This window comes from Paenibacillus nasutitermitis (genome assembly GCF_014641075.1).
Classification (GTDB): domain Bacteria; phylum Bacillota; class Bacilli; order Paenibacillales; family Paenibacillaceae; genus Paenibacillus_Z; species Paenibacillus_Z nasutitermitis.
Map to the genome: position 1 here is coordinate 318294 of NZ_BMHP01000002.1, position 22528 is coordinate 340821.

Here is a 22528-nt window from a genome sequence, read left to right on the forward strand (position 1 = left end):
TCCTACCGAGATACCCGCACGCCTTGTACAAAAATATGTACGAAGTCCACTTGCAAGCCAATCACTTCGTTAAGTACATATTTCACTTTCGACTGGATATTATGGGCGACTTCCGATATTTTTGTTCCATAGCTTACGATGATGTATAAGTCGATGTGTATTTGTTCGTTCTCCCGGCGGACTTCGACACCACGTGACAGATTATCCCTGCCGAGCAGTTCAGTAATGCCATCTTTAAGCTGTTTACGCGAAGCCATGCCAACCAGTCCATAACACTCCAACGCCGCCGAGCCGGCAAGCACGGAGATGACATGATCGGTGATGAACACTTTTCCTATTTCCGAATTAAGCTCTAGTGGCATGGAAATCACTCCTTCTCCATCTATTATGGACTAAATAACATTGTACTATAAATTACGACGTTTTAGAAGTGTAGTCCCTATTTTACGTCTATTTTCTGCTTTTTGCTCCATCTGGCGAAACATTTGTCCCTAGATAAATGCTTGAAGGTTGACAGATCATATGCTATTATAATCAAGTGTGTTTATTTTCAAGGGGCTGCTTTTTCTCTTGTGAAAAATGCTTGAGCATTTTCTATGAACCGGAATTCAAGCAGGATCTATATAATCCTGAGGAGGTGTATTTTCATGTCACGCAAATGTTTTATTACGGGCAAAAGCCCAGGGGCGGGTAACCACGTTTCTCACGCCAATAATAAAAACCGTCGCACTTGGGGCGTCAACGTTCAGAAGGTTCGTATTCTGGTCAATGGCAAGCCAAAACGCGTTTATGTCAGCACTCGCGCTCTGAAAGCTGGTAAAGTAACCCGCGTTTAATGACCGAATTCCAACGGAGAACCGGCTGCGCCGTTCTATAGCGGCGTAAAGGTTCGTTCCTCTGAAATTTCAGAAATCAACCTGATATTGCATGAACAAAAAGCACCCGAATCCGTTCCGGTGCTTTTTTATGCTGCTGGTAAGCGGAGCAAATATCCGTCATGCTCTGAAAGTAACAGACCCGGCACAGAAAACAGCCGTCCGCGAAAACGGCCGGCCTCCTGCTCCCTCACGCGCTCCTCGCGCACGCAAGCCCTCGCAGCGCGCAACTGCATATGACCAGCGGGGTTAATTTTTCTGGAACGTATTTAAAATCGCTTTGACGAATCCACCTAAAAATTTCGGCAGCTTGATTGTATAAAATTTCATGCTCCACCCCTCCTCCAAAGCTTGCAACAACGATTGCCTGTTCCTGAAACAGGGAAAGCCAAGATCCCCATCCATCCGTTCTTGCCAGAAAGCCGCAGTCGTTGATCCGCGAAAAACAGCTCTCTTCGCCTCCCCTTGTGATGACATGCACAGGGTACCAGAAGAAACAGTTAACGCCATCCTTTGCGAAGACGTAAGTTTCTTCCCTTAGAATTATAGTGAAAGAATGACGAAAATTTATACTTTCCTATAATTAAAAAAAGAGGCTACAAGAACGTTCGTTCATGTAACCATCCTATGCAATTCCAGATTGTCCTATTCCAACTTGAGGAGAGGTGCCTTGTTAGTCCTTCTCCAACAATTTATGGCTGAATAGGATTAGTTTTTGCGTAGTTTATCACTGCGATAATGATGACAAACAATAAAAAAAAGAAAACCGACAGCACAATGAAGATAATCCGGGAACCGATTTTCGGGAATTTACGAAAAAATAATATGCCGATCCCCAGTGCCAGCAAAGAGAATACAATATTAAATCCCGAATTGAAGGTGGAAAATAAACTAAGCATCAATCCTGCGCCCAAACTGTAGATTAGGATTAACAATCCACTTTTTACCCGCTCACCCATGGCTTTCTTCCTCCCTAGCGCAGAGCGGCTATAGCAGCCGTCCGATCCTTTTGGGTAAACACGCTGCTTCCCGCTACCAAAACGTTTGCACCCGCTTCGCGCACCATTGCCGAGGTCTGTGTGTTGATACCGCCGTCAACCTGGACATGAATGTCTGTCCTGCCGCTTGATTGCAGCAGGGTTCGGAGGGCTCTGAGCTTCGCAATCGATTGGGGAATAAACGCCTGTCCGCCAAATCCGGGGTTTACGGTCATGATCAGCACAAGATCCAGATCATCCAGTACATTCTCCAGCACATTTACGGGTGTAGCGGGATTAAGCGCAACACCGGCTGGCAAACCTGCTTCTCTAATCATATGTACGACCCTGTGCAAATGAACGCAAGCTTCCGCGTGAACTGTGATCCGATCGGCGCCCGCCTGAGCAAATGCGGTGATGTAGCGCTCCGGCTGCTCGATCATCAGGTGCACATCGAAAGTAAGTTTCGTGTAGGGTCGTATCGCATTAACTACCACAGGGCCGAAGGTAAGATTCGGAACGAAATGGCCATCCATTACATCGATATGGATCCAATCCGCCCCCGCTTGTTCCACTTCTTTAATGTCTTCGCCTAATGTCGCAAAATTCGCTGACAGAATCGATGGTGCAATGAGCGTCATGATCAGTACCTCCGTTTTTTCTCTTTCATTTCCATCATGAAAAGCTCATAATTTTTGTGCCTGGAGGGGGCGATTTCCCCTGCCTCCAATGCTTCGAGAACAGCGCAGCCCGGTTCATGAAGATGTGTACAACCACGGAATTTGCAGGAAGGCGCACGCTCCCTCATTTCAGGAAAGCAATTTCCAAGCTCCTCAACTCCCAGCTCCGTAAAGTCAAGCTGGCTGAATCCCGGCGTGTCCGCCACATAGCCTCCCCCTGTATGGATAAGTTCCACCTGGCGGGTCGTATGCTTGCCTCTGCCCAGTCGGGCGCTGATCGCGTTGGTTTCCAGCGCTAAACCGGGTACAAGCGCATTTAACAGGGAAGATTTGCCGACGCCGGATTGACCGGCGAATACGGCGAGATGACCCCGGAGCCGTTCCATCATTTCCGATGTGCCTTCACCGAGCCTGGAGCTCGTGGAAATGACATCATAACCGATGGGCTTGTAAATGCGGAGAACCTCTTCCATCGACTGGCGGGCCTGCTCGGTTTCTTCGCCTTCCTTTGTCAAATCCTGCTTGCTCAGACAGAGCATAGCTTCAATTCCGGCATGCTCAATGTGAACGAGAAATTTATCAAGCAGCTGCAAGTTCAGCGCCGGCTCCGTTACGGAAAAAACCAGCACGGCCAAATCCACATTCGCCACCGGAGGACGGACAAGCTCCGAGCTCCGGGGCAGGATGCGATCGACCGTGCCTTCGCCATTTTCCGTTCGTTCATAGAGAACCATGTCGCCGACAAGAGGTGATTCGCCGCGCTTCTTGAAGATGCCGCGAGCCCGGCATTGAACCGGTGTTGATCCCACGGCAGCTTCTTCGGGAAGCACGTAATAATAGCCGCTAAGCGCTTTGACAATCCGACCGACATGTTCTTCCCTATTGTTGGGTTTGGTCTGTTGTGTTCGTGCTTGACTCGCCATTGTCGTCAGTCTCCTCAGTTTGGGCCGGTTCATTTTCCGGCGGCGGTTCGGTTCCAGGAATGGTTTCCTGAATGGAATCCGGTCCCGCTTTCACTTCTTCATACGTACGTGCAAAGGTATCGACAAACTGCGAATCCCGGAAAACGGAGACCATAGCTTCCGTATTGGGATCCAATACGACTTTGACGGAAAACGTCTGGGTATTTTTAATGGTTTTTTTGCCCCATTCTATATTTTGCCCGCGTGCATCCGTGTACGTAATGCGTACCTCGCTGGATTGTCCCGCCACTGCCGGTGATACCGTAACATCAAACTTGAATTCAAGTGCGTCTTCCGGATATCCGGAGCTGATTGTCAACGTGATTTCATCACCCTTGGAAACCGTCGTTTTCGGCTCAAACGGATATTGCGAGAGAACGGTGCCCTGCTCTTTGTAGCTGCCCTCACGGACGATATCCTTGGCTTTGACGACAAGACCTTTGGCTTCAAGCTCTGCGATAGCGTCTTTCTCTTTTTTGCCTATAACATCCGGCATCGGGAAGGTTTCCTTGCCTTTACTGACAATGAAGGTGAAGACGGCTTTATTCGGATCAAACTGCTCGCCGGCCGCCGGCTTCTGTTCGATAACCGTCCCAGGCGCCTGCTCGCTGAACACCTCGTTGGGATCTTTGATGATCCGTTGCTCCGAAACGCCAAGGGCGGTAAGCGACTCGACCACTTCGCTGTACGGTTTGCCTGTATAATCCAGCACGCCTTCAAGCTTAGGTCCTTTACTCACATAAAGTTTAATGAAAGAGCCTACCTTGACGCGCTGATTGGCCTTGGATTGCTCATAAACCGTACCTTCGGCAATATCCGCTTTTTCCGTATAAACAGTGGGCTCCTCGACCTTCAGTCCAGCCTGTTCCAGGCTGATCCTCGCTTCTTCTTCGGTTTTGTTGATGACGTAAGGCACGTCCACTTCCTTGATGTCGAACCAGCCCAGAACCGTCCTTGCACCCCAATATACAAGCGCAATAACCAGCAGGGTGACCAGGACCGTAATCAACGGCTTCACCCATTTGCGCTTGTTTTTGGCCTCAACAAGGCCCGTGGAATTCCAGCGGTTTTCCTCTGTATCTGATGATACCGCCTTGTCGCTAGCCACCGTCCTGTCCGCTCGGGAGCCGGTTCCGGAAGCTGCAAGCGTTTCGGTAATGCTGCCGCGAATGGCGGGCATTACCCGCGTTTCATCGAAATCCGAACCCCCGACAAACGTGATTTTGGACTCCTTCAAACGCTCGGGCTGCAGACAGGTTTCAAGATCGCGCAGCATCTCGTCCGCTGAATGATAACGCTCATTCGGATTTTTGCGCATTGCCCGCAGGATGACATTCTCTACACTTTGCGGAATATAAGGATTAACTATCCTTGGCTCCTCAAACGTTTCCTGCAGATGCTTCAGGGCCACACTGATCGGGCTTTCGCCAAGAAACGGCAGCTTGCCGGTCAGCATTTGATAAAGCACGATGCCCAGGGAATACAAATCCGATTTCTCTCCCGTGCTGATGCCCTTGGCATGCTCCGGAGAGAAATAATGAACCGAGCCCATTACCGAACCTGTTTGTGTGATGGTAGAAGATGTCACCGCCCGGGCAATTCCGAAATCCGTCACTTTCACTCGACCGTTCTTGCCAATCAGAATGTTATGAGGCTTGATGTCGCGATGAATGATCTGGTTATGATGGGCATGCTCCAGCGCATCGCAAATCTGAATGGCGATACGGACGGCTTCCTCAACTTGCAGCGGCGCCCGCTGCTGGATAATTTCATTAAGATTATGGCCTTCCACATATTCCATCACAATATAATGGGTATCATCTTCCTGGCCCACATCATAGATGCTCACCACATTGGGATGCGACAAAGCCCCTGCAGATTGTGCCTCCCGCCGGAACCGCCGGATAAACTCTTCATCATGCACAAACTGCTGCCTTAAAATTTTAACCGCAACTTTGCGGTTAAGTAAAATATCATGCGCTTTATATACAAGAGCCATTCCGCCCCCGCCAATGCGGGTAATGATTTCATATCGTCCGGCTAATTCATGTCCAATCATGTCGGTCACTCCTCTTGCTCTGTGTCTTCGGCATGATGCAGCAGGACGACTGTAATATTATCGTCCCCACCGGCTAGCAGCGCCAGCTCGACGAGCTTGTCTGCTTTTCCATCCAAGTCGAGCTCCTCCTGGAGAATCGTCTCGGTCATTTCCTCTTCGCTCACCATGTTGGTGAGGCCGTCGCTGCAGAGCAACAGGAGATCGCCGGGCTGCCATGACAAGCCCTTTACATCCACCTCTACATGCACGTCGGTACCCAGCGCCCTTGTCAGTACGTTGCGCCTTGGATGCCGGGCAGCCTCCTCGACGCTGATTTGTCCGGATTTGACAAGCTCATTGACAAGCGTATGGTCAACGGTCAGCTGCGTTAATGTCCCGTCTCTCCATTTGTACGCTCGACTGTCCCCGATATGACCAATCACCCCGTTATCCGGCTGCAGCAGCGCGGCAACCACCGTGGTCCCCATATTATGGTAATGCTCATTTCGGGATGCCATATCAAAAACAACCTCATTGGCCTGTAAAATCGCCTGACGGATCAACATCTTTCTCTCGTCTACTGAGAGCTCAGGAGATGTTCCCTGCATGGCTTCGCGGAAAGTATCGACCGCCAGTTGGCTTGCCACATCCCCAGCCTGGTGACCGCCCATGCCGTCGGCCACAATAGCCACGGCAATGCCAGTATCCGTTAATTCCGCAAAACCGCGATCCTCGTTAACAAGTCTTATCCGTCCAATATCACTGCGAAAAGCTATCTTCATACATTCACCCCACCGCTCCGTCCATATGTTTGGCACGTAATTGCCCGCAAGCTGCCGCAATATCATGCCCCTGTTCTCTGCGGATCGTCACATTAATATTGTTGCGTTCCAGTATACGGTGAAACTCAAAAATTTGTTCACGCGGTGTTCTCACGTAATTCCGCTCGGGCACATGATTAACCGGTATGAGATTGACATGACAGAGCATGCCTTTAAGCACTTCAGCCAGCTCCTGGGCATGCTCATTCTGATCGTTAACACCACCGATGAGCGCATATTCGAACGTAATCCGCCTTCCGGTCTTGGCGATGTAGTTGCGGCAGGCTTCGATCACATCCTCGAAGGGAAAGCGGCGGTTGACCGGCATCAACTTGGACCGCAGCTTGTCATTGGGGGCATGGATGGATATGGCCAGATTGATTTGGGTATTTTCCTCGGCGAATTTATACATGCTCGGCACAATACCGCTTGTCGAGACCGTAATATGGCGCTGCCCGATATGAAGTCCCTTCTCATGGATCATGACACGCAGGAAAGCCATGGTTGCGTCATAATTCTCGAAAGGTTCTCCGGAGCCCATAATAACGATGCTCGATACCCGCTCGTTAGACGCGTCAAGCATCTGCTGTGCCTTTACAACCTGGGCAGTAATTTCACCAGCAGTCAAATTCCGCTTCAGCCCGCCAAGCGTCGAGGCGCAGAACGTACAGCCGATCCGGCAGCCTACCTGTGTCGTCACGCATATGCTGTTGCCGTAGCTGTGGCGCATAATAACCGTTTCGATTCCATGGTTGTCATGCAGACCAAACAGAAATTTGACGGTTCCGTCCTTGGATTCAAACCGCGTGATTTCGGAAAGCGTCACAAATTGAAACTGATCATCAAGCTTCTGACGCAGTTCCTTGGAAAGATTCGTCATTTCCTCGAAACTCATGACCCTTTTAACATACAGCCACTCAAAAAGCTGGGTTCCGCGGAAAGTGGGCTCCCCGTTTTCTTTCATCCAATCTTGCAATTGATCAATCGTATAGTCGTAGATGAATGGTTTCATCGTTTTACACCTGTTTTCTCATAAAGTGGGTTGAGCAGCCTGCCTGCTATATCAGAAATGCGTTCTCAATCTATTCTGATACTGGGCTGTGAAGAATTCAGCTTGGCCTACAGAGACGGCGGAAGCATACTCTTCGTGCCTGCCACCGCTTATTTTACCACAAACGCCCACGACAGACCACAGAGGCTGTCATGGGCGTATTTTTCGAGCAATTATGACTATTTTCGGCGTTCTCCTCCGCTTCTGCAAAGCTTCTTGTCAATCTCTCCGCTTAAACCGGGCGATAAAAAATCCGTCACTGCCGAAATGCTGCGGCAGCAGCTGTAGCGCACCCTGAAAATCCTTGCCGATCAAACCGGCTTCAAGCAAGGGCGCCAGAACCGGTTCCGGCCAGGCGGCGTCGAGCAGATAGGCTGGATGCTTTTGCAGAAACCGGTTAATCTGGCCTTCATTCTCTTCCTGTTCTATGGTGCAAGTGCTGTATACCAGCGTTCCACCAGGCTTTACGAGCCTCGATGCCTCATCCAGAAGCCGCTCCTGAAGCGCGGCAATGGCATCTATATCCTCCGGTGACTTGGTCCATTTGATTTCCGGCTTCCGCCGGAGCACGCCGAATCCCGAGCAAGGCGCGTCCAGCAGAACCACATCAAAGGCTTCAGCGGGAAATTGGCCGGATAGCTCGGATGCATCGCCGCTGACCGCTTCGATGATCGTAAGGCCAAGCCGCTGAGCCTGCTCCTGTATGAGCTGTTTTTTATGGGGATGAAGATCGTTGGCCACAAGACGGCCCATGTCGTTCATAAGTTCCGCCATGTGGGTAGTCTTGCCCCCTGGTGCGGCGCAGCAGTCAAGCACGGTCATGCCAGGCTTTGGCGCGCATACCTGGGCGACAAGCATCGAGCTTTCGTCCTGAAGTGTCCAGAGGCCTTCGCCATAACCTTCCAGCTGCGTTAAATTGCCCGCGTTGCTTTCTATGACAATTCCCCCAGCCGTAAGCTTTGACTCCGTTGCATCGATTTCCGCTTCGGCCAGGAGGGCGATCCCCTTCTCCACAGACAGGCGATTTGAGTTTATCCGCAAGCTGGCATGGGGAGATTCATTGCCCGCCGCACAGATCGCCTCAGCGCCCGCCTCGCCATAAACGCTCAGCCATCTGCCAACCAGCCAGTCCGGGTACGAATAAGTCAGTCCGATCCTCTTGACGGGGTCTTCGGAGGATACCGGCTGCTGCATTTCCGGAAGACGTCGCAGCATATTGCGCAGAACACCGTTGACCATGCCGGATATGCCGGCGTGGCCTCGGTGTTTGGCAATTTGGACGGCCTCGTTTACGGCGGCATGCGGCGGGATACGGTTCAGATAAAGCAGCTGATACGCACTCATTCTCAGCAGCTGGTGCACCCAGACGGCCAGCTTGTCCAATCCTTTGGTCACCAGCATCTCCAGACGGTAATCAAGCGTACGCTGATGCGATATGGTACCATATACCAGCTCAGTAGCCAATGCTGCGTCCTGACGGGACAGCTGGGCATCCTGCAGCGCGCGATTCAGCTGCAGATTGCTGTATGCCCCGGCCTCCGCCACTTTCACAAGCGTCTGTAGCGCAACCTCCCTGGCTGTGCGAAGCCTGGAGCTTTGTGCTGGCTTCCCTTTTTTCGGATGCGTATTATTCTTCCCGGAACCTGTACTTCCTGAAGCGATAGCTCCACTGGTTGCTGCAGCGGAGCTGCGGGCAGCGTTTTTTTGCTCTGTCGTTTTATGCATTTTACTTATCCGCGTCTGCTTCTGTCCGGTTCCCCCCGGCTTATAATTATTCACGGATGGTCGCCTCCAAAGACGGTGCCTTCTTCCAAACGTGCGCCCTTGAGCCATTCGGATGCCGGCATGGCTTTCTTGCCCGCCGGTTGAATCGCCGTCAGTAGGAGGAGACCCTCACCCGCCTGCACTTCAATACCGCTGCCGTCAGCCCGCATAACCGTTCCCGGCTGAGATGCGCTGCGGACTGTGGAAGGAAGCGGCTTGCAGCCCCAGACTTTGAAGGTTTCTCCATTCAGAAGGGTGAAGGCACCAGCCATCGGCGACAAACCGCGTACCTGATCGTACAGGCAGCGGGCAGGTCGGTTCCAATCGATCCGCTCATCCTCGCGAGTAAGATTGGGCGCGTAAGTGGCTTCCTCATGATTTTGCGGGACCACCGAGGCTGAGCCGTCCGCCAGGGAAGGCAGGGTGCGCATCAGAAGCGACGCACCCGCTATGCTGAGCTCCTCAAACAACTCACCGGAGGTAGCTTCGTTCGTAATCGGGACTTCAACGCGGCTGATCATGTCTCCGGTATCCAGTCCTTCCGCCATATACATGATGGTGACCCCGGTCATTCCTTCCCCGTTCATGACCGCACGCTGAATCGGCGCGCCGCCGCGATATTTGGGAAGCAAAGAGCCATGCACGTTAATACAGCCCAGAAGGGGCGCATCAAGCACAGCTTTGGGTAGGATTTGGCCATAAGCCGCCGTTACGATCAGGTCCGGCTTCAATTCGGAAATGCGGGCAACTGTATCGGAACTGCGCAGCCGCTCGGGCTGCTCGACAGGAAGACCGTGAAGAAGCGCCGCATCCTTGACCGGAGGCGGCGTCAATGTTTTTTTACGTCCTTTGTGACGGTCCGGCTGCGTAACAACCAACACAATTTCGTGTCCGGCGCCGATTAGCGCCTCAAGCGAAGGAACGGCAAACTCCGGCGTTCCCATAAATACAATACGCATTAAGCGTCACTCCTCGCGTGGTCGCGGACGGGTCGTCGCGTCATAAACCTCTTCGGCGATGTCCGTAAACAGCACACCATTCAGATGATCGATCTCATGCAGAAACGCCCTCGCCAGAAAATCCGCGGCTTCAAGCTCGAACGGTTCGCCATTTCGGTCATAGCCTTTCACCCGGATTCGTTGAGCGCGGCGTACGTCGCCATTGAGATTCGGGATGCTCAAACAGCCTTCCGGCCCAAACTGCTCCCCTTCCGACTCTATAACTTCCGGATTAACCATTTCAATAAGGCCGCGTTCATCTCCGATATCCACCACAATGACGCGTTTGGATATGCCGACTTGCGGAGCAGCCAGCCCCACCCCATCCGCGTCATACATCGTTTCTGCCATATCCCTCAGCAGTTTATGCAAATTAGCATTAAATTTTGTAACCACCATAGCCTTTTCCCGCAAAACAGAATCTGGATCCTTCACAATAAGCCGTATGGCCACAACCGTTCCTCCTAAAAGTTATTGCGTGGTTATACCCGAGGTTGCCGGTTTATGGCAACCTCAAGCAATAACTCACTTCGTAAGCGATACTGCTTAAGTGCGGTGGCGTCAATTGAACGGCACCCCACATTGTGACGCTATGTCGCCAATCGCTATAAAATCATTTGGGGATCGACATCCACGCTTATAAGTACGGGCGGTTGACCCAGCTTGCCTGCAAGCAAATGCATTGCTTGCTTCAGCATGCCGACTGCGTCAACGTTTCCACGATATTTTATCATACATTGAAAACGATAGCGATCCTTCATTCTTGGAATCGGGGATGCTACAGGGCCCAGTATATCAATAAAAGCACGGCTGCCGTTGCCCGAATCAGAGACACCCGCAGCTGCGGTCATTTCCCTTAATTGTGCCGCAAGCTTCTCGCCTACTGAAATAAGAAGGGGCAGTTGCTCGTGTGACAGCGTAACAAGAACAAGCCGGCAAAAGGGCGGATAGGCCATAAAACGGCGATGCTCCAGTTCATGGCTGATAAAATCCGAATAATCATGCTGCTGCGCTGCTACGATCGCATAATGCTCGGGATTGTAAGTCTGCACGATTACTTCGCCCGGCAGCTCATGTCTTCCCGCTCTGCCCGCCACCTGCGTGAGCAGTTGGAATGTTTTCTCGGCGGCGCGAAAATCCGGAAGATGCAATGACGTATCCGCGGCAATAACGCCCACTAGAGTAACATATGGAAAATCAAGCCCTTTGGCGACCATTTGCGTGCCTAATAGCACATCAGCCTTGCGCTCGCCGAATAAGGTCAGCCATTTCTCATGGGAGCCTTTCTCGGTCGTAGTATCCACATCCATCCGAATCACACGAATCCCGGGAAACAACTTTGAAAGCTCTTCTTCAACCCGCTGCGTTCCCGTCCCGAAAAACCGGATATGCTCGCTTTCACAAGAAGGACATTTTGCTGGAGCCGACTCGGCATGTCCGCAATAATGGCAGCGCAGCGCCCGGGATTTTTGATGATAGGTCAAAGAGATGTCGCAATGCGGACAAAGCGCCGTATATCCGCAGGACCGGCACATCACAAAGGTTGAATAACCCCGGCGGTTGAGAAGCAGCACAGATTGTTCCCCCCGGTCAAGACGCTGCTGAAGCTGTTCATGCAGCAAACGGCTGAACATGGAGCGGTTGCCCTCGCGAAGCTCCTCCCTCATATCCACCAGCCGGACAGGCGGCATCGGTCTGCCGCCCACACGATCAGGCATGGGCAGCAGGCCCGAAATCCGGCCGCTCTCACGTTTATCCGCGGAAGACAAGGCGTTTTCGGCTCCTAAGCCTTCCTGCTCCTGCAAGTCAGCTGCGCGCGCATCCGTCCCCGTACCCGTTCGGGTAGCTGCAGCAAAGCTCTCCAGCGACGGTGTGGCTGATCCAAGGACAACGGTCGCATGATGCTGTCTGGCTCTTCGCACCGCCACATCACGCGCATGATATTTTGGGCTCTCTTCCTGTTTATAGGAGGATTCATGCTCCTCATCAATAATAATGAGTCCAATCCGCTCAAACGGAGCAAAAACCGCGGAACGGGCGCCAACCGCGACCTGTGCCCGCCGTTCGCGGATTTTTCTCCACTCGTCATAACGCTCCCCGTTGGATAGGCGGCTATGAAGCACGGCTACGGCATTGCCAAACCGTCCTTTGAAGCGCTCCACCATTTGCGGGGTCAGAGAGATTTCCGGTACCAGCACGATGGCCTGTCGTCCAAGCTGCAGACAGTGCTGGATGGCCTGCAGATATACCTCCGTCTTGCCGCTGCCTGTTACCCCATGAAGCAGAAAGACGCGGGGATCGGCGGCATCAAGCGACCCTTCGATCTTATTGTAAACGGATTGCTGGCCTTCGGTCAGCGGCAACGGCGATGTCCTTGTAAAATCCCGTCCCGCATACGGATCCCTGTCATGCTCAACCTCACCTATCGTGATAAAACCCTTTGCCGCCAGCGAACGAACCGTACTTGCCGTTGCCGGGACTTCCTCAACTACAAGCTGCATGGGAGCAGGCTCCTCCCGCCCCAACATATACTTCAGCACATCACGCTGTTTAGCCGCACGAGCCGGAATTTGAGTCAGCCCTTCCTGAGCGGCTTCCCGGTCCACAGGCGGAAAAACAGTAAGCACTTTTCTTACTGCCATCCTATCGCGGATCGATACCCGTGCAAGCAGCTGGCCGTCCCGAATCGCCGCCTTGATCGCTCCTGCATCCCCTGGAAACCGCTCCTGAAGATGGGTCATGCGCACGGTTCCACCGTTCCTGCGAATATAATCGATCCATTCCCCTTCAATGCCGAACAAGCCATGCTGCTCTTCTGTCTCGTCCTCGACCAGCGTAACCGTCGTTTCCGCTTTTCCTTTCAGCGCAGCCGGAATCATCGCCTGAAGCGCAATCGTCAGCGGACAGCAATATTTATCACTGATCCACTGGGCCAGTTCAATGAGATCCGGCGACAGCGGAGGCGTATGATCCAGCAGCTCGGCAATCGGCTTTAGCTTGGAGCGGTCAACATCCGCCCATTCCGCAAGCGAAATGACAAAGCCCTGGACGACTCTCCCTCCAAAAGGAACGCCGACCCGGCTGCCAATCTCGATCCATCCCGCCCACTCCTGCGGCACTTCGTAATCAAAAGGCCGGTCGGTTTGTCTGCTGGGGACATCAACGATCACTTTCGCGATCATTCTCCAGCCTCCCTGGCCTGCATCCGCTGGATGATGATTTCAAGAAGGCGATCCGCCACTTGTCTTTTTTGCATTAAGGGCAGCGACTCGACGAGACCTTCCACGCCGTATACCGAAACAATATTGGTGTCAAAATTGAAGCCAGCTCCAGCTTCCGCCACATTGTTGGCTATAATCAGATCGCAGTGCTTGCGGTGCAGCTTGTCCATCGCATAATGTTCCACCTGGTCGGTTTCCGCAGCAAAGCCGACCAGAAACTGGCCACGTTTGCGCTGACCGATCGTTTGCAAAATATCCGTCGTGCGCACTAGCTCAAGAACCAGCCGTTCATCTGACTTTTTGATCTTCTTGTCAGCTGCGGCAACCGGACGATAATCGGCGACCGCCGCTGCCTTCACGACAAGATCGGCATCGTCATAATGTTCCAGCACCGCCTGCAGCATCTGCTCCGCCGATTCAACCTTGACCAGCTTCACGCCTCCGATGGCTTCCGCTGTCGTCCTGGCGGCGATCAGGGTAACATTTGCCCCGCGGCTTGCAGCCGCCTCTGCGATGGCATAACCCATTTTGCCCGAGGAATCATTGGTTAAATAACGGACCGGATCAAGTCGTTCTACGGTGCCGCCAGCCGTGACGACGACCTTCTTCCCTTTAAGCGATTGACCCTGCTCAAACCACTGACCGGCCGCATGGACAATATCTTCAGGCTCAGCGAGCCTGCCTTTCCCCACATAACCGCAAGCAAGCTGACCGGTACCGGGCTCGACAAAAAGAACCCCCCGCTCAGCAAGCAGCCTCATGTTGCGCTCAACGGCAGGATGAGCGTACATGTGGACATTCATCGCCGGAGCAACAAGAACTTGAGCGGTCGTGGCCAGCAGCGTCGTGCTGAGCATATCATCCGCCAGCCCACCTGCCATCTTACCCAGAATATTCGCCGTGGCCGGAGCGATGATAAATAAATCGGCGCTGTCGGCGAGATCGATATGGGATACAACTGCGGGGTCGTATTCGTGAAAAGTATCAAGATGAACAGGATGGCGCGACAAGGTTTGCAAGGTCAACGGCGTAATAAATTTGGTCGCGGATTCTGTCATCACGACCCTGACATTGGCTCCCGACTGAACAAGCTTGCTGCATAACGCAGCCGCTTTATAGGCGGCAATTCCACCTGAAATACCAAGTACAATTGCTTTTCCTTTCAGCATGCTTCTCCTCCTCCCTTTCCTATCGGTTCTGCTGCCGGCTTGAAAGCGGGATAATCTGAACTATTATAGGGCTAGCCGCTTTGAACATTTATTAATTCTCAACAGAAATAGCACAGGGCGCATTTGAAATAATCGCCTTTGAGAAATAATTACTTGTTCGATTGGATTAAAAAAATAACAACCGCAAGGGTTGTTATTTCGGACATGAAATCATGTTTCTTAATCCTGCCGGTTCGTACTTTCTACAACCAATATATCCTGGTAAATCTCTTCCAGCGCAACACCCACAAATTTATGTGATCTTGGGTTGCGTAATTCGGATTTGCTGCCGTCCCTGATCATCCGGGCGCGACGTGACGCAGCGACAACTAGTGAATATTTGCTGTCGACCTTCTTCATCATCTCATCGATTGATGGATATAGCATGTTACTTCACCTCGCTCGCTTAAGCTTTCTCGGAAGCTTCCTGCATTGATGCAAGCTCGGCAATAAACCGGTCCTTGCGGCAATGTTCAGCCGTGATGATACTTTGTATTCGATGGCAGGCCGCGTCTATTTGGTCGTTCACGACTGCATAATCGTAATAGCTGATCAAGCTCATTTCTTCCACGGCAACTGTCATCCGATGGTCGATCACATCCGCATTCTCTGTGCCGCGGCACGTAATGCGATGCTTCAGCTCATCCAGAGATGGAGGTACCAGGAAAATAAACACGCCTTCAGCAAACTTTTCTTTCACTTTCAGGGCGCCCTGAACTTCGATTTCCAGAATGATATCTTTGCCCGTTTCGAGCGTTCGCTCCACAAAGTCGCGAGGAGTGCCGTAATAGTTACCGACATACTCGGCATGCTCCAGCAGCGCATCGCGGGCGATCATATCCTGAAATTGCTCTCTTGTCTTGAAAAAATAATTAATGCCGTCAATTTCGCCATGTCTGGGCAGCCGCGTCGTCGCCGATACGGAATAGACCAGATCGCTCTGCCTCTGCCGCAGCTGAGAGCACACGGTTCCTTTGCCAACGCCCGATGGGCCGGATAAGACGATTAATAATCCTCTGCTCATAATACTCCCCGTCACTATTCGTCGTGATCGTCATCCTTGGTTGATAGTCGATGAGCGACCGTTTCCGGTTGCACCGCCGACAAAATGACGTGATCGCTGTCGGTTATAATGACAGCGCGAGTTCTCCGGCCATAGGTCGCATCGATCAGCATATGCCGATCGCGCGCTTCTTGGATGATTCGCTTAATAGGTGCTGATTCCGGACTTACAATGGAAATAATCCGATTGGCGGATACGATATTCCCGAATCCAATATTAATTAATTTGATAGCCACCCAGGTTCCCCCTCCGGTCTCTCTTCTGTATGCAATAGCCATATACATGATTATAGATAAGCGCAAGAACGATAATGTATAATATATCTGCCAATTGAAGGAACCAGCAGAGCCATTGCACTATTCTTGACGAAAAAAGCCCGGAGCATACTTTTGCCTTACCCCGATGAATTTCACAACAGACGCTCAATCTGCTTGTCTGCAATTAAGTGAACGCAATCAAAAGGGCATGGCAAGTGCATCCATTGCTCTATTCTAATTCATTTTGCTGCAACGAACAAGTGTCTAAGCGACCTCTTTTATGAAAATAAACGCCGCCTGCCCAAAACCGGGCCAGCAGGGACGTGGGATTCTGAATTACCGCATCGAATTTGTTTTTTCCCAAACATAATGCGTCAATTGAACCGTCATCTCATAGAACAGGAATGGTGTGATCAGATAAATACCTTTGAAATGGGGCAGAGCCGCGTCAAGCAGCTCCTCGGCAATCCGGACCCCTTCCGCCCTTCCCGCCTCGCCTTCCAGACCCGACATCCGTTTGCGAACCTCGTCCGACAATTGGATGCCTGGCACTTCATTATGCAAATATTCGGCATTGCGCCCGCTTGCAAGGGGCATAACCCCGAGAAAAATAGGTATGGAAAGATGCTTGGTCGCTTCGGCAATTTGTACGATCAGCTCTTTGTTGTATACAGGCTGGGTCATAATATAGTCAGCGCCGTATTGAATTTTGCGTTCAAGCCGCTGCACCGCTTTTTCCAAATATTTCACATTCGGGTTGAATGCGGCGCCAATCTTGAAATCCGCTTTTTGCTTCAACGTCTTGCCGGAGAAAGAGACGCCTTCATTCAATTGCTTGACCATGCGGATCATCTCAAATGAGGTTAAATCGTAAACCGAGCTTGAATCCGGTAAATCGCCAAACCGGGCCGGATCGCCCGTAACGGCAAGCACATGGTCAATCCCCAGTGCATCAAGCCCCATCATATGGGATTGCGTGCCGATCAGATTGCGGTCACGGCAGGCAATATGCACAAGCGGCCGCAGTCCTACCTGCTCCTGCACAATGGATGCAAGTGCCAGATTGCTCATTCGGGTAACAGCCAGGGAATTGTCTGCCATCGTTACGGCATCGGCGCCTGCTTCTTTCAATGCAGCCGCACCGCTCATGAATTTACGGATATCCAGGTCGCGTGGCGGGTCCAGTTCAACGATAACGGTGTGACGGTCGTTTACCAAATCGATAATTGACGGCTCCGCAGCTTTTGCCCCGACGAGCTTTTCTGCCTTGACTTCAGTCTTGGGCGCCGCTGGTGCCGGACTTGAGACCGAAATGATAGATTCCCTCATATCAGCACTTACCGGCTGAGGGATATAGCCTTCCAGCGAAGCTGCAATCGCCGCGATATGCTCGGGAGTCGTCCCGCAGCAGCCGCCAATGATCCGTGCGCCCCGGTCAGCGAACTTCCGCGCAGATTCCGCGAAATATTCGGGAGTAGCTGTGTAGAGATATTTGCCGTCTACATAATCGGGAATCCCAGCATTGGGATAAATAGATAAGGGAAGCGTGACCTCCGATTCAATTGCATCAATAGCCCGGAGTATCCCGTTGGGGCCGCTGCGGCAGTTGAAGCCGACAACATCCGCCCCCTCCTCCTTAAGTCTGGCAAAAGCAAAGTCCAGCGGGTGACCATCCTGGGTCACTGCTTCCTTTTCTATGGCAAACTGGCAGATTACCGGAACGTCAGACTGTTCACGTACCAGCTTGAGCACAAGCAGCGCTTCCTCCAGATCATAGAACGTTTCCAGCAGCAGCCCGTCCACCTCTTCGCTGAGAAGCCCGTCAATCTGCTGCCGGAATGACTGTTTGAGCTGGGCCGAGCGAATGTTTTTGCGCTTGCCAGCGCGAATGGAGCCGATAGCCCCCACTACATAAGCATCGCTGCCGACCGCAGACCTCGCTATTTGCACACCGGCCCGGTTAATCTTTGCAACCTCTTCGTCCAGGCCATATCGGACCAGGCTCTCCCGGTTGGCAGAGAACGTATTGGTTTCAATTATCCGCGCTCCTGCTTCATAATATCGGCGATGAACATCCGCTATCACATGCGGTTTAAGAATATTAAACTCCTCATAAGAAACGCCTACCGGGAATCCCATTTGGTATAAATAAGTTCCCATCGCGCCGTCGCCGGTTAGAATACGCGATCCCAACGCTTCCCGTAAATCCGGTTTCATAGTCAAAACTCCTTCTGCTGTTTCGTTACAGTGTTCCGCTGAACACTTCTGCGGCCGGTCCTGACATATACACATGATTATCCGCTTCATTCCATTCAATCAACAGGTCCCCGCCTTTAAGCGAGACAGTTGCCTTGCGATCGGTATAGCCGTTTAATACAGAAGCGACAATGGTTGCGCACGCACCTGTACCGCATGCCAGCGTAGGTCCTGCACCCCGTTCCCATACACGCATGTCCGTGAAGTCCCTGGCTCGAACAGTAACAAACTCAACATTGATTTTCCGCGGAAATAGCGGATGGGTCTCCAATTTTGGACCCCAGAGGGCCAGATCGAAATTCACGGCATCGTCCACATAAATGACGCAATGCGGGTTGCCCATGGAAACAGCCGTGAAATGAAAGCTGCGGCCATCCACTTCTATCGGGTGATTGATAACGGGATTGGCATCAATCGTTGTCGGCACCTGGAGGCCGTTCAATACAGGCGCTCCCATATCGACGCGAACCGTTTGCACTTTTCCATCTTCCACACTCAATTGCACACGCTGCGCGCCAGCTCCCAGCGTCTCAACCGTAATCTCCTGCTTATCGGTTAAACCTTTGTCATATACATATTTGGCCACGCAGCGGATCGCATTGCCGCATTGCTCGGCTTCCGAGCCGTCCGAATTGATGATGCGCATCCGGAAATCCGCAATCTCCGATGGTAATATATAAACCAGTCCATCAGCACCTATGCCAAAAAACCGGTTGCACCATGCCTCCGCAAGCTCTGCCGCATTATGCGGAAGGGCCGTTTCCCCTTCTATAATAATAAAATCATTGCCTAATCCATGCATTTTTGTGAAATTCATCCGCTTGCACTCCTTCTCCCGGGTGAAAAAAAGTCGATATTCATTCCTATTAGCATAACGCAAAGCGTGACTGAAGGCTATTGATAATTTTGATAAATGTTTGTACTTCATCCCCCTAAGTCCCCCTTGGAAAGGGGGATTCCGAGGGCTCCGCCCTCTGGACACCCGGATGGGATAACGTGAATGTTTGAGAGATGCTCCCTGGTGTTTTTTGCGCTTGCAGCGTTTTTCGTCCCATACGGGACACACTTCCATATGTGGCACCTGGGGTACCGGATGGCCCTGTGGGCCTGGAATAACGTGAGAGTTTGAGAGACGCTCCTTGGTGACATTTGTGCTTGCAGCGTTTTTCGTCGCTTACGGGACACACTTCCATATGTGGCACCTGGGATACCGGATGGCCCTGTGGGCCTGGAATAACGTGAGTGTTTGAGAGATGCTCCCTGGTGACTTTTGCGCTTGCAGCGTTTTTCGTCCCTGTCGGGACACACTTCCATACGTGGCACCTGGGGTACCGGATCGCCCTGCGGGCCTGGGGTACCGGGAGAGTTTGAGAGATGCTTGCTGGTGACATTTGCGCTTGCAGCGTTTTTCGTCCCTTACGGGACACTCTTCCTTGCGTGGTACCCGGGTACCGGATGGCCTTACGGGCCTTGAACTAAAGAAATACCGCACCCTGGGCGGGTACGGTATAGTTGAAATTATCTTGTGATGGTGCGGGAGCCTTTAAGCGGCCAGTTGCTATTGTTTTTCTTGTCCTTGGTTCCCAATACGCTGCCGATACCCATGAAGAAGGTCGGGATACCAGCGGCCACAAGCACCAGACACCAATCGCGGAAGCCAAGCGGAACGGTTTTGAATATCGGCTGCAGAGCTTCGATATATAGCACACACAGCATGAGCAATACGGACGACAGTACGGCCAGCAGCAAATATTTATTTTGAAACATATTGCGGTGGAAGATGGATCGTGAACTGCGGCAATCAAATACATGAATCAACTGAGCCATGACCAAGGTGGCAAAAGCGACAGTCTGGGCTTCAACCAGATTCGAGGCACTGCCCGGAGCTTTGCTTAAGGTGATCCAGAAGGCAGCCAATGTGCAAATACCGATCAGAACTCCCCTGCTGATGATCTTCCAGCCCATTCTTCTGGCAAATATATTCTCTTTCGCCGAACGCGGCTTGTGCTGCATGAGATCCTTCTCCGCCTGATCCACGCCCAGCGCCATCGCCGGAAGTCCGTCCGTCACGAGGTTCACCCACAGGATCTGGATCGGGACAAGCGGCAGAGGAAGCCCGGCCATCATCGCCAGGAACATAGTCAGAATCTCGCCGACATTAGAGGCAAGCAGATAGCGGATGAATTTGCGAATGTTCTCGTAGATGCCTCTGCCTTCTTCGATTGCCGCCACAATCGTGGAGAAATTGTCGTCGCTGAGCACCAGGGATGCCGCTTCCTTGGATACATCCGTTCCCGTACCCATGGCGATCCCTATATCCGCCGCTTTGATCGCGGGAGCGTCGTTTACCCCGTCGCCCGTCATGGCCACAACATGGCCTTTGCGTTGCAGCGCTTTGACAATCCGCAGTTTATGCTCGGGCGACACCCGGGCATAAACATAAATGTTATCGACTAGCCGATCCACCTGCTCGTCGCTCATCGCCGCAAGCTGCTGGCCGCTGACAGACAATCCGCCGCGCGGCATTATGCCGAGCTGTCCGGCAATCGCTTCCGCCGTAAGCTGGTGGTCGCCCGTGATCATAACGGTTTTGATACCGGCCCGTCTGCAAGTGGCAATGGCTTCGCGAACCTCCCGGCGCGGCGGGTCAATCATACCGCTCAGCCCGACAAAGACCAGCTGGCATTCCACATCGCCTTCCACCTCTGTGGCATCATGCGGCCGCAGATCCCGGTAAGCAAAACCCAGTACACGTAAAGCGGACTGCGCCATCGCTTCCCCGGCGTCGGTTACTTTCTGCTTAAGCGTGGACGTGAACGGCACCACTTTGCCATCCCACAGCACGTATGCGCATCGCTCCATCAGCATATCCGGCGCGCCTTTCGTACAGATCAGCCGTCCTCCCTGATGGGACACCAACACGGACATGCGCTTGCGTTCGGAGTCGAATGGATATTCCTTCACCCGGTTGTAAAGGCCATCCATCGATTTCGCAGTGACTCCAAGTTTCGCCGCCAGTACGGTTAAGGCACCTTCCGTAGGATCGCCTTTAAGCACCCATTCCTCACTCTCGACTATTTCTTTGCTTTTCTTGCGCTTCGCTTCACTTTCCACCTCGACCTGTACTAGGGAGGCATTATTGCAAAGGGCCGCGACCTGAAGCAGACGGCGCAGCGGCAAATCATGTTTCGTATCGAGCGCATTTCCATTCTCGGTAACAGAACCAACCGGATCGTAGCCTTCGCCGGTGACCTGCATTTGGCGTCCGCCGATCCAAAGGTTGGTCACGGTCATTTTGTTCTGCGTCAAGGTTCCCGTCTTGTCCGAGCAAATAACAGAAGCGCAGCCCAAAGTTTCGACAGACGGCAGCTTGCGGACAATGGCCCGTCTTTTGATCATACGCTGCACGCCAAGCGCAAGTGCAATCGTGACGATGGCCGGGAGACCTTCCGGTATGGCGGCAACCGCCAGGCTAACGCCGGCAAGAAACATCTCATAGGCAGGCTGTCCATGCAAAATACCTGCCAGCACAACAAGAATGGTTAACCCCAGCGCCACGATGATCAAAATCTTGCCCAGCTGCTCCAGCCGGTGCTGCAACGGGGTTTCCATGGAATCCGTCTGCTGGATCAGATCGGCGATTTTGCCCATTTCCGTGTCCATCCCCGTGCGGATAACAAGCCCTTTGGCTGTGCCTCGCGTAACCATTGTGCCCATGAAGCCGATATTCCGCTGGTCCCCCAGCGGCAGCTCCGCTTCGGCAATCGGCTGATTATGTTTTCCAACTGGAACGGATTCGCCAGTTAATGCCGATTCTTCGGCGTAGCAGCTGTTGGTTTCGATAAAACGGACATCCGCCGGAATCCGGTCCCCGCTTTCCACCAGGACGATATCGCCCGGAACCACCTCGCTTGCGGGCAGAACGACAATGGTTGATCCCCGCATGACCTTCGCTGCCGGAGCCGATAATGCTTTAAGCGCGCGCAGCGACTTCTCCGCCCTGTATTCCTGAACGAATCCAAGCACTGCGTTAATAATAATAATCGCCACAATCGTGATCGCATCCAAATATTCGCCAAGCAAGCCCGATATGAGCGTCGCTCCAATCAGCACAAGAACCATAAAATCTTTAAATTGCCCAAAAAACAGTTTCCATGGTGATACCTTCTTCCCTTCTGACAGCTCATTGCGTCCAAGACGGCCAAGGCGGTCTGCCGCCTCTTCCGGTGTCAGACCGGTATCCAAGGATCCTTGAAACGATTGCGCCAGTTCTTCTGTCCCCATCTGATGCCAATTCCCTTGTTCCATGCCCTGTCTCCCTCCCGTTACTTGCCGCCCGGCGGACAGCCTTTACGTC

The 22528-nt window shown here is 52.4% G+C and carries 20 protein-coding genes; 1 reads left to right on the forward strand and 19 read right to left on the reverse strand.

The window, feature by feature from the left end:
- Positions 1–2: 2 nt before the first annotated feature.
- Positions 3–362: an Asp23/Gls24 family envelope stress response protein gene (locus IEY46_RS11475; RefSeq protein ID WP_188992155.1), complete on the reverse strand. Its 360-nt coding sequence runs from the start codon at positions 360–362 to the stop codon at positions 3–5.
- Positions 363–647: 285 nt separating this feature from the next.
- Here IEY46_RS11475 and rpmB point away from each other — a divergent pair, with 285 nt between their 5' ends.
- Positions 648–836 carry a 50S ribosomal protein L28 gene (gene rpmB / locus IEY46_RS11480; RefSeq protein ID WP_188992156.1) on the forward strand — a complete coding sequence of 63 codons (189 nt, stop codon included), beginning with the start codon at positions 648–650 and terminating at the stop codon, positions 834–836.
- A gap of 288 nt (positions 837–1124) precedes the next feature.
- On the opposite strand, the gene spoVM is transcribed toward rpmB, so the two are convergent.
- From spoVM to IEY46_RS11570, 18 genes are all read right to left on the reverse strand, one after another.
- Positions 1125–1205 carry a stage V sporulation protein SpoVM gene (spoVM, locus tag IEY46_RS11485; RefSeq protein WP_010345573.1) on the reverse strand — a complete coding sequence of 27 codons (81 nt, stop codon included), beginning with the start codon at positions 1203–1205 and terminating at the stop codon, positions 1125–1127.
- A gap of 362 nt (positions 1206–1567) precedes the next feature.
- On the reverse strand, positions 1568–1834 hold the full coding sequence (locus IEY46_RS11490) for a hypothetical protein (protein WP_188992157.1): 267 nt from the start codon (positions 1832–1834) through the stop codon (positions 1568–1570).
- A gap of 14 nt (positions 1835–1848) precedes the next feature.
- Positions 1849–2493 carry a ribulose-phosphate 3-epimerase gene (gene rpe, locus IEY46_RS11495; RefSeq protein WP_188992158.1) on the reverse strand — a complete coding sequence of 215 codons (645 nt, stop codon included), beginning with the start codon at positions 2491–2493 and terminating at the stop codon, positions 1849–1851.
- 2 nt (positions 2494–2495) lie between these two features.
- Positions 2496–3455 (reverse strand): ribosome small subunit-dependent GTPase A, encoded by a 960-nt coding sequence (rsgA, locus tag IEY46_RS11500; RefSeq protein WP_229750247.1) that lies wholly within the window; start codon positions 3453–3455, stop codon positions 2496–2498.
- Positions 3412–5553: a Stk1 family PASTA domain-containing Ser/Thr kinase gene (gene pknB / locus IEY46_RS11505; RefSeq protein ID WP_188992160.1), complete on the reverse strand. Its 2142-nt coding sequence runs from the start codon at positions 5551–5553 to the stop codon at positions 3412–3414. Before pknB ends, rsgA begins: the two co-directional genes overlap by 44 nt.
- 5 nt (positions 5554–5558) lie before the next feature.
- Entirely contained in the window at positions 5559–6314 is a 756-nt protein-coding gene (locus IEY46_RS11510; protein ID WP_188992161.1) for a Stp1/IreP family PP2C-type Ser/Thr phosphatase, read from the reverse strand.
- Between the two features lie 4 nt (positions 6315–6318).
- A complete protein-coding gene (gene rlmN, locus IEY46_RS11515; protein ID WP_188992162.1) occupies positions 6319–7365 on the reverse strand; it encodes a dual-specificity RNA methyltransferase RlmN in 1047 nt (348 codons plus the stop codon).
- A 258-nt stretch (positions 7366–7623) separates the two neighbouring features.
- Positions 7624–9129, reverse strand: a complete 1506-nt coding sequence (gene rsmB / locus IEY46_RS11520) for a 16S rRNA (cytosine(967)-C(5))-methyltransferase RsmB (RefSeq protein WP_188993737.1) — start codon at positions 9127–9129, stop codon at positions 7624–7626.
- 50 nt (positions 9130–9179) lie between these two features.
- Positions 9180–10127 (reverse strand): methionyl-tRNA formyltransferase, encoded by a 948-nt coding sequence (fmt, locus tag IEY46_RS11525; protein WP_188992163.1) that lies wholly within the window; start codon positions 10125–10127, stop codon positions 9180–9182.
- A 6-nt stretch (positions 10128–10133) separates the two neighbouring features.
- A complete protein-coding gene (gene def, locus IEY46_RS11530; protein WP_188992164.1) occupies positions 10134–10619 on the reverse strand; it encodes a peptide deformylase in 486 nt (161 codons plus the stop codon).
- A gap of 152 nt (positions 10620–10771) precedes the next feature.
- Positions 10772–13348, reverse strand: coding sequence for a primosomal protein N' (priA, locus tag IEY46_RS11535; RefSeq protein WP_188992165.1), 2577 nt, complete (start codon positions 13346–13348; stop codon positions 10772–10774).
- Positions 13345–14556: a bifunctional phosphopantothenoylcysteine decarboxylase/phosphopantothenate--cysteine ligase CoaBC gene (gene coaBC, locus IEY46_RS11540; protein WP_188992166.1), complete on the reverse strand. Its 1212-nt coding sequence runs from the start codon at positions 14554–14556 to the stop codon at positions 13345–13347. The genes priA and coaBC overlap by 4 nt, the downstream gene beginning before the upstream one ends.
- 219 nt (positions 14557–14775) lie before the next feature.
- A complete protein-coding gene (rpoZ, locus tag IEY46_RS11545; protein ID WP_188992167.1) occupies positions 14776–14982 on the reverse strand; it encodes a DNA-directed RNA polymerase subunit omega in 207 nt (68 codons plus the stop codon).
- A 19-nt stretch (positions 14983–15001) separates the two neighbouring features.
- On the reverse strand, positions 15002–15619 hold the full coding sequence (gmk, locus tag IEY46_RS11550) for a guanylate kinase (protein WP_188992168.1): 618 nt from the start codon (positions 15617–15619) through the stop codon (positions 15002–15004).
- A gap of 14 nt (positions 15620–15633) precedes the next feature.
- On the reverse strand, positions 15634–15894 hold the full coding sequence (gene remA, locus IEY46_RS11555) for an extracellular matrix/biofilm regulator RemA (protein WP_020615370.1): 261 nt from the start codon (positions 15892–15894) through the stop codon (positions 15634–15636).
- A 357-nt stretch (positions 15895–16251) separates the two neighbouring features.
- Positions 16252–18132 carry a bifunctional homocysteine S-methyltransferase/methylenetetrahydrofolate reductase gene (locus IEY46_RS11560; protein WP_188992169.1) on the reverse strand — a complete coding sequence of 627 codons (1881 nt, stop codon included), beginning with the start codon at positions 18130–18132 and terminating at the stop codon, positions 16252–16254.
- Between the two features lie 25 nt (positions 18133–18157).
- The gene (gene dapF, locus IEY46_RS11565) at positions 18158–18988 is read right to left on the reverse strand and encodes a diaminopimelate epimerase (RefSeq protein WP_188992170.1); all 831 of its coding nucleotides are present in this window, start codon (positions 18986–18988) and stop codon (positions 18158–18160) included.
- Positions 18989–19689: 701 nt separating this feature from the next.
- Positions 19690–22479, reverse strand: a complete 2790-nt coding sequence (locus IEY46_RS11570; RefSeq protein WP_188992171.1) for a calcium-translocating P-type ATPase, SERCA-type — start codon at positions 22477–22479, stop codon at positions 19690–19692.
- Between the last annotated feature and the right edge of the window lie 49 nt (positions 22480–22528).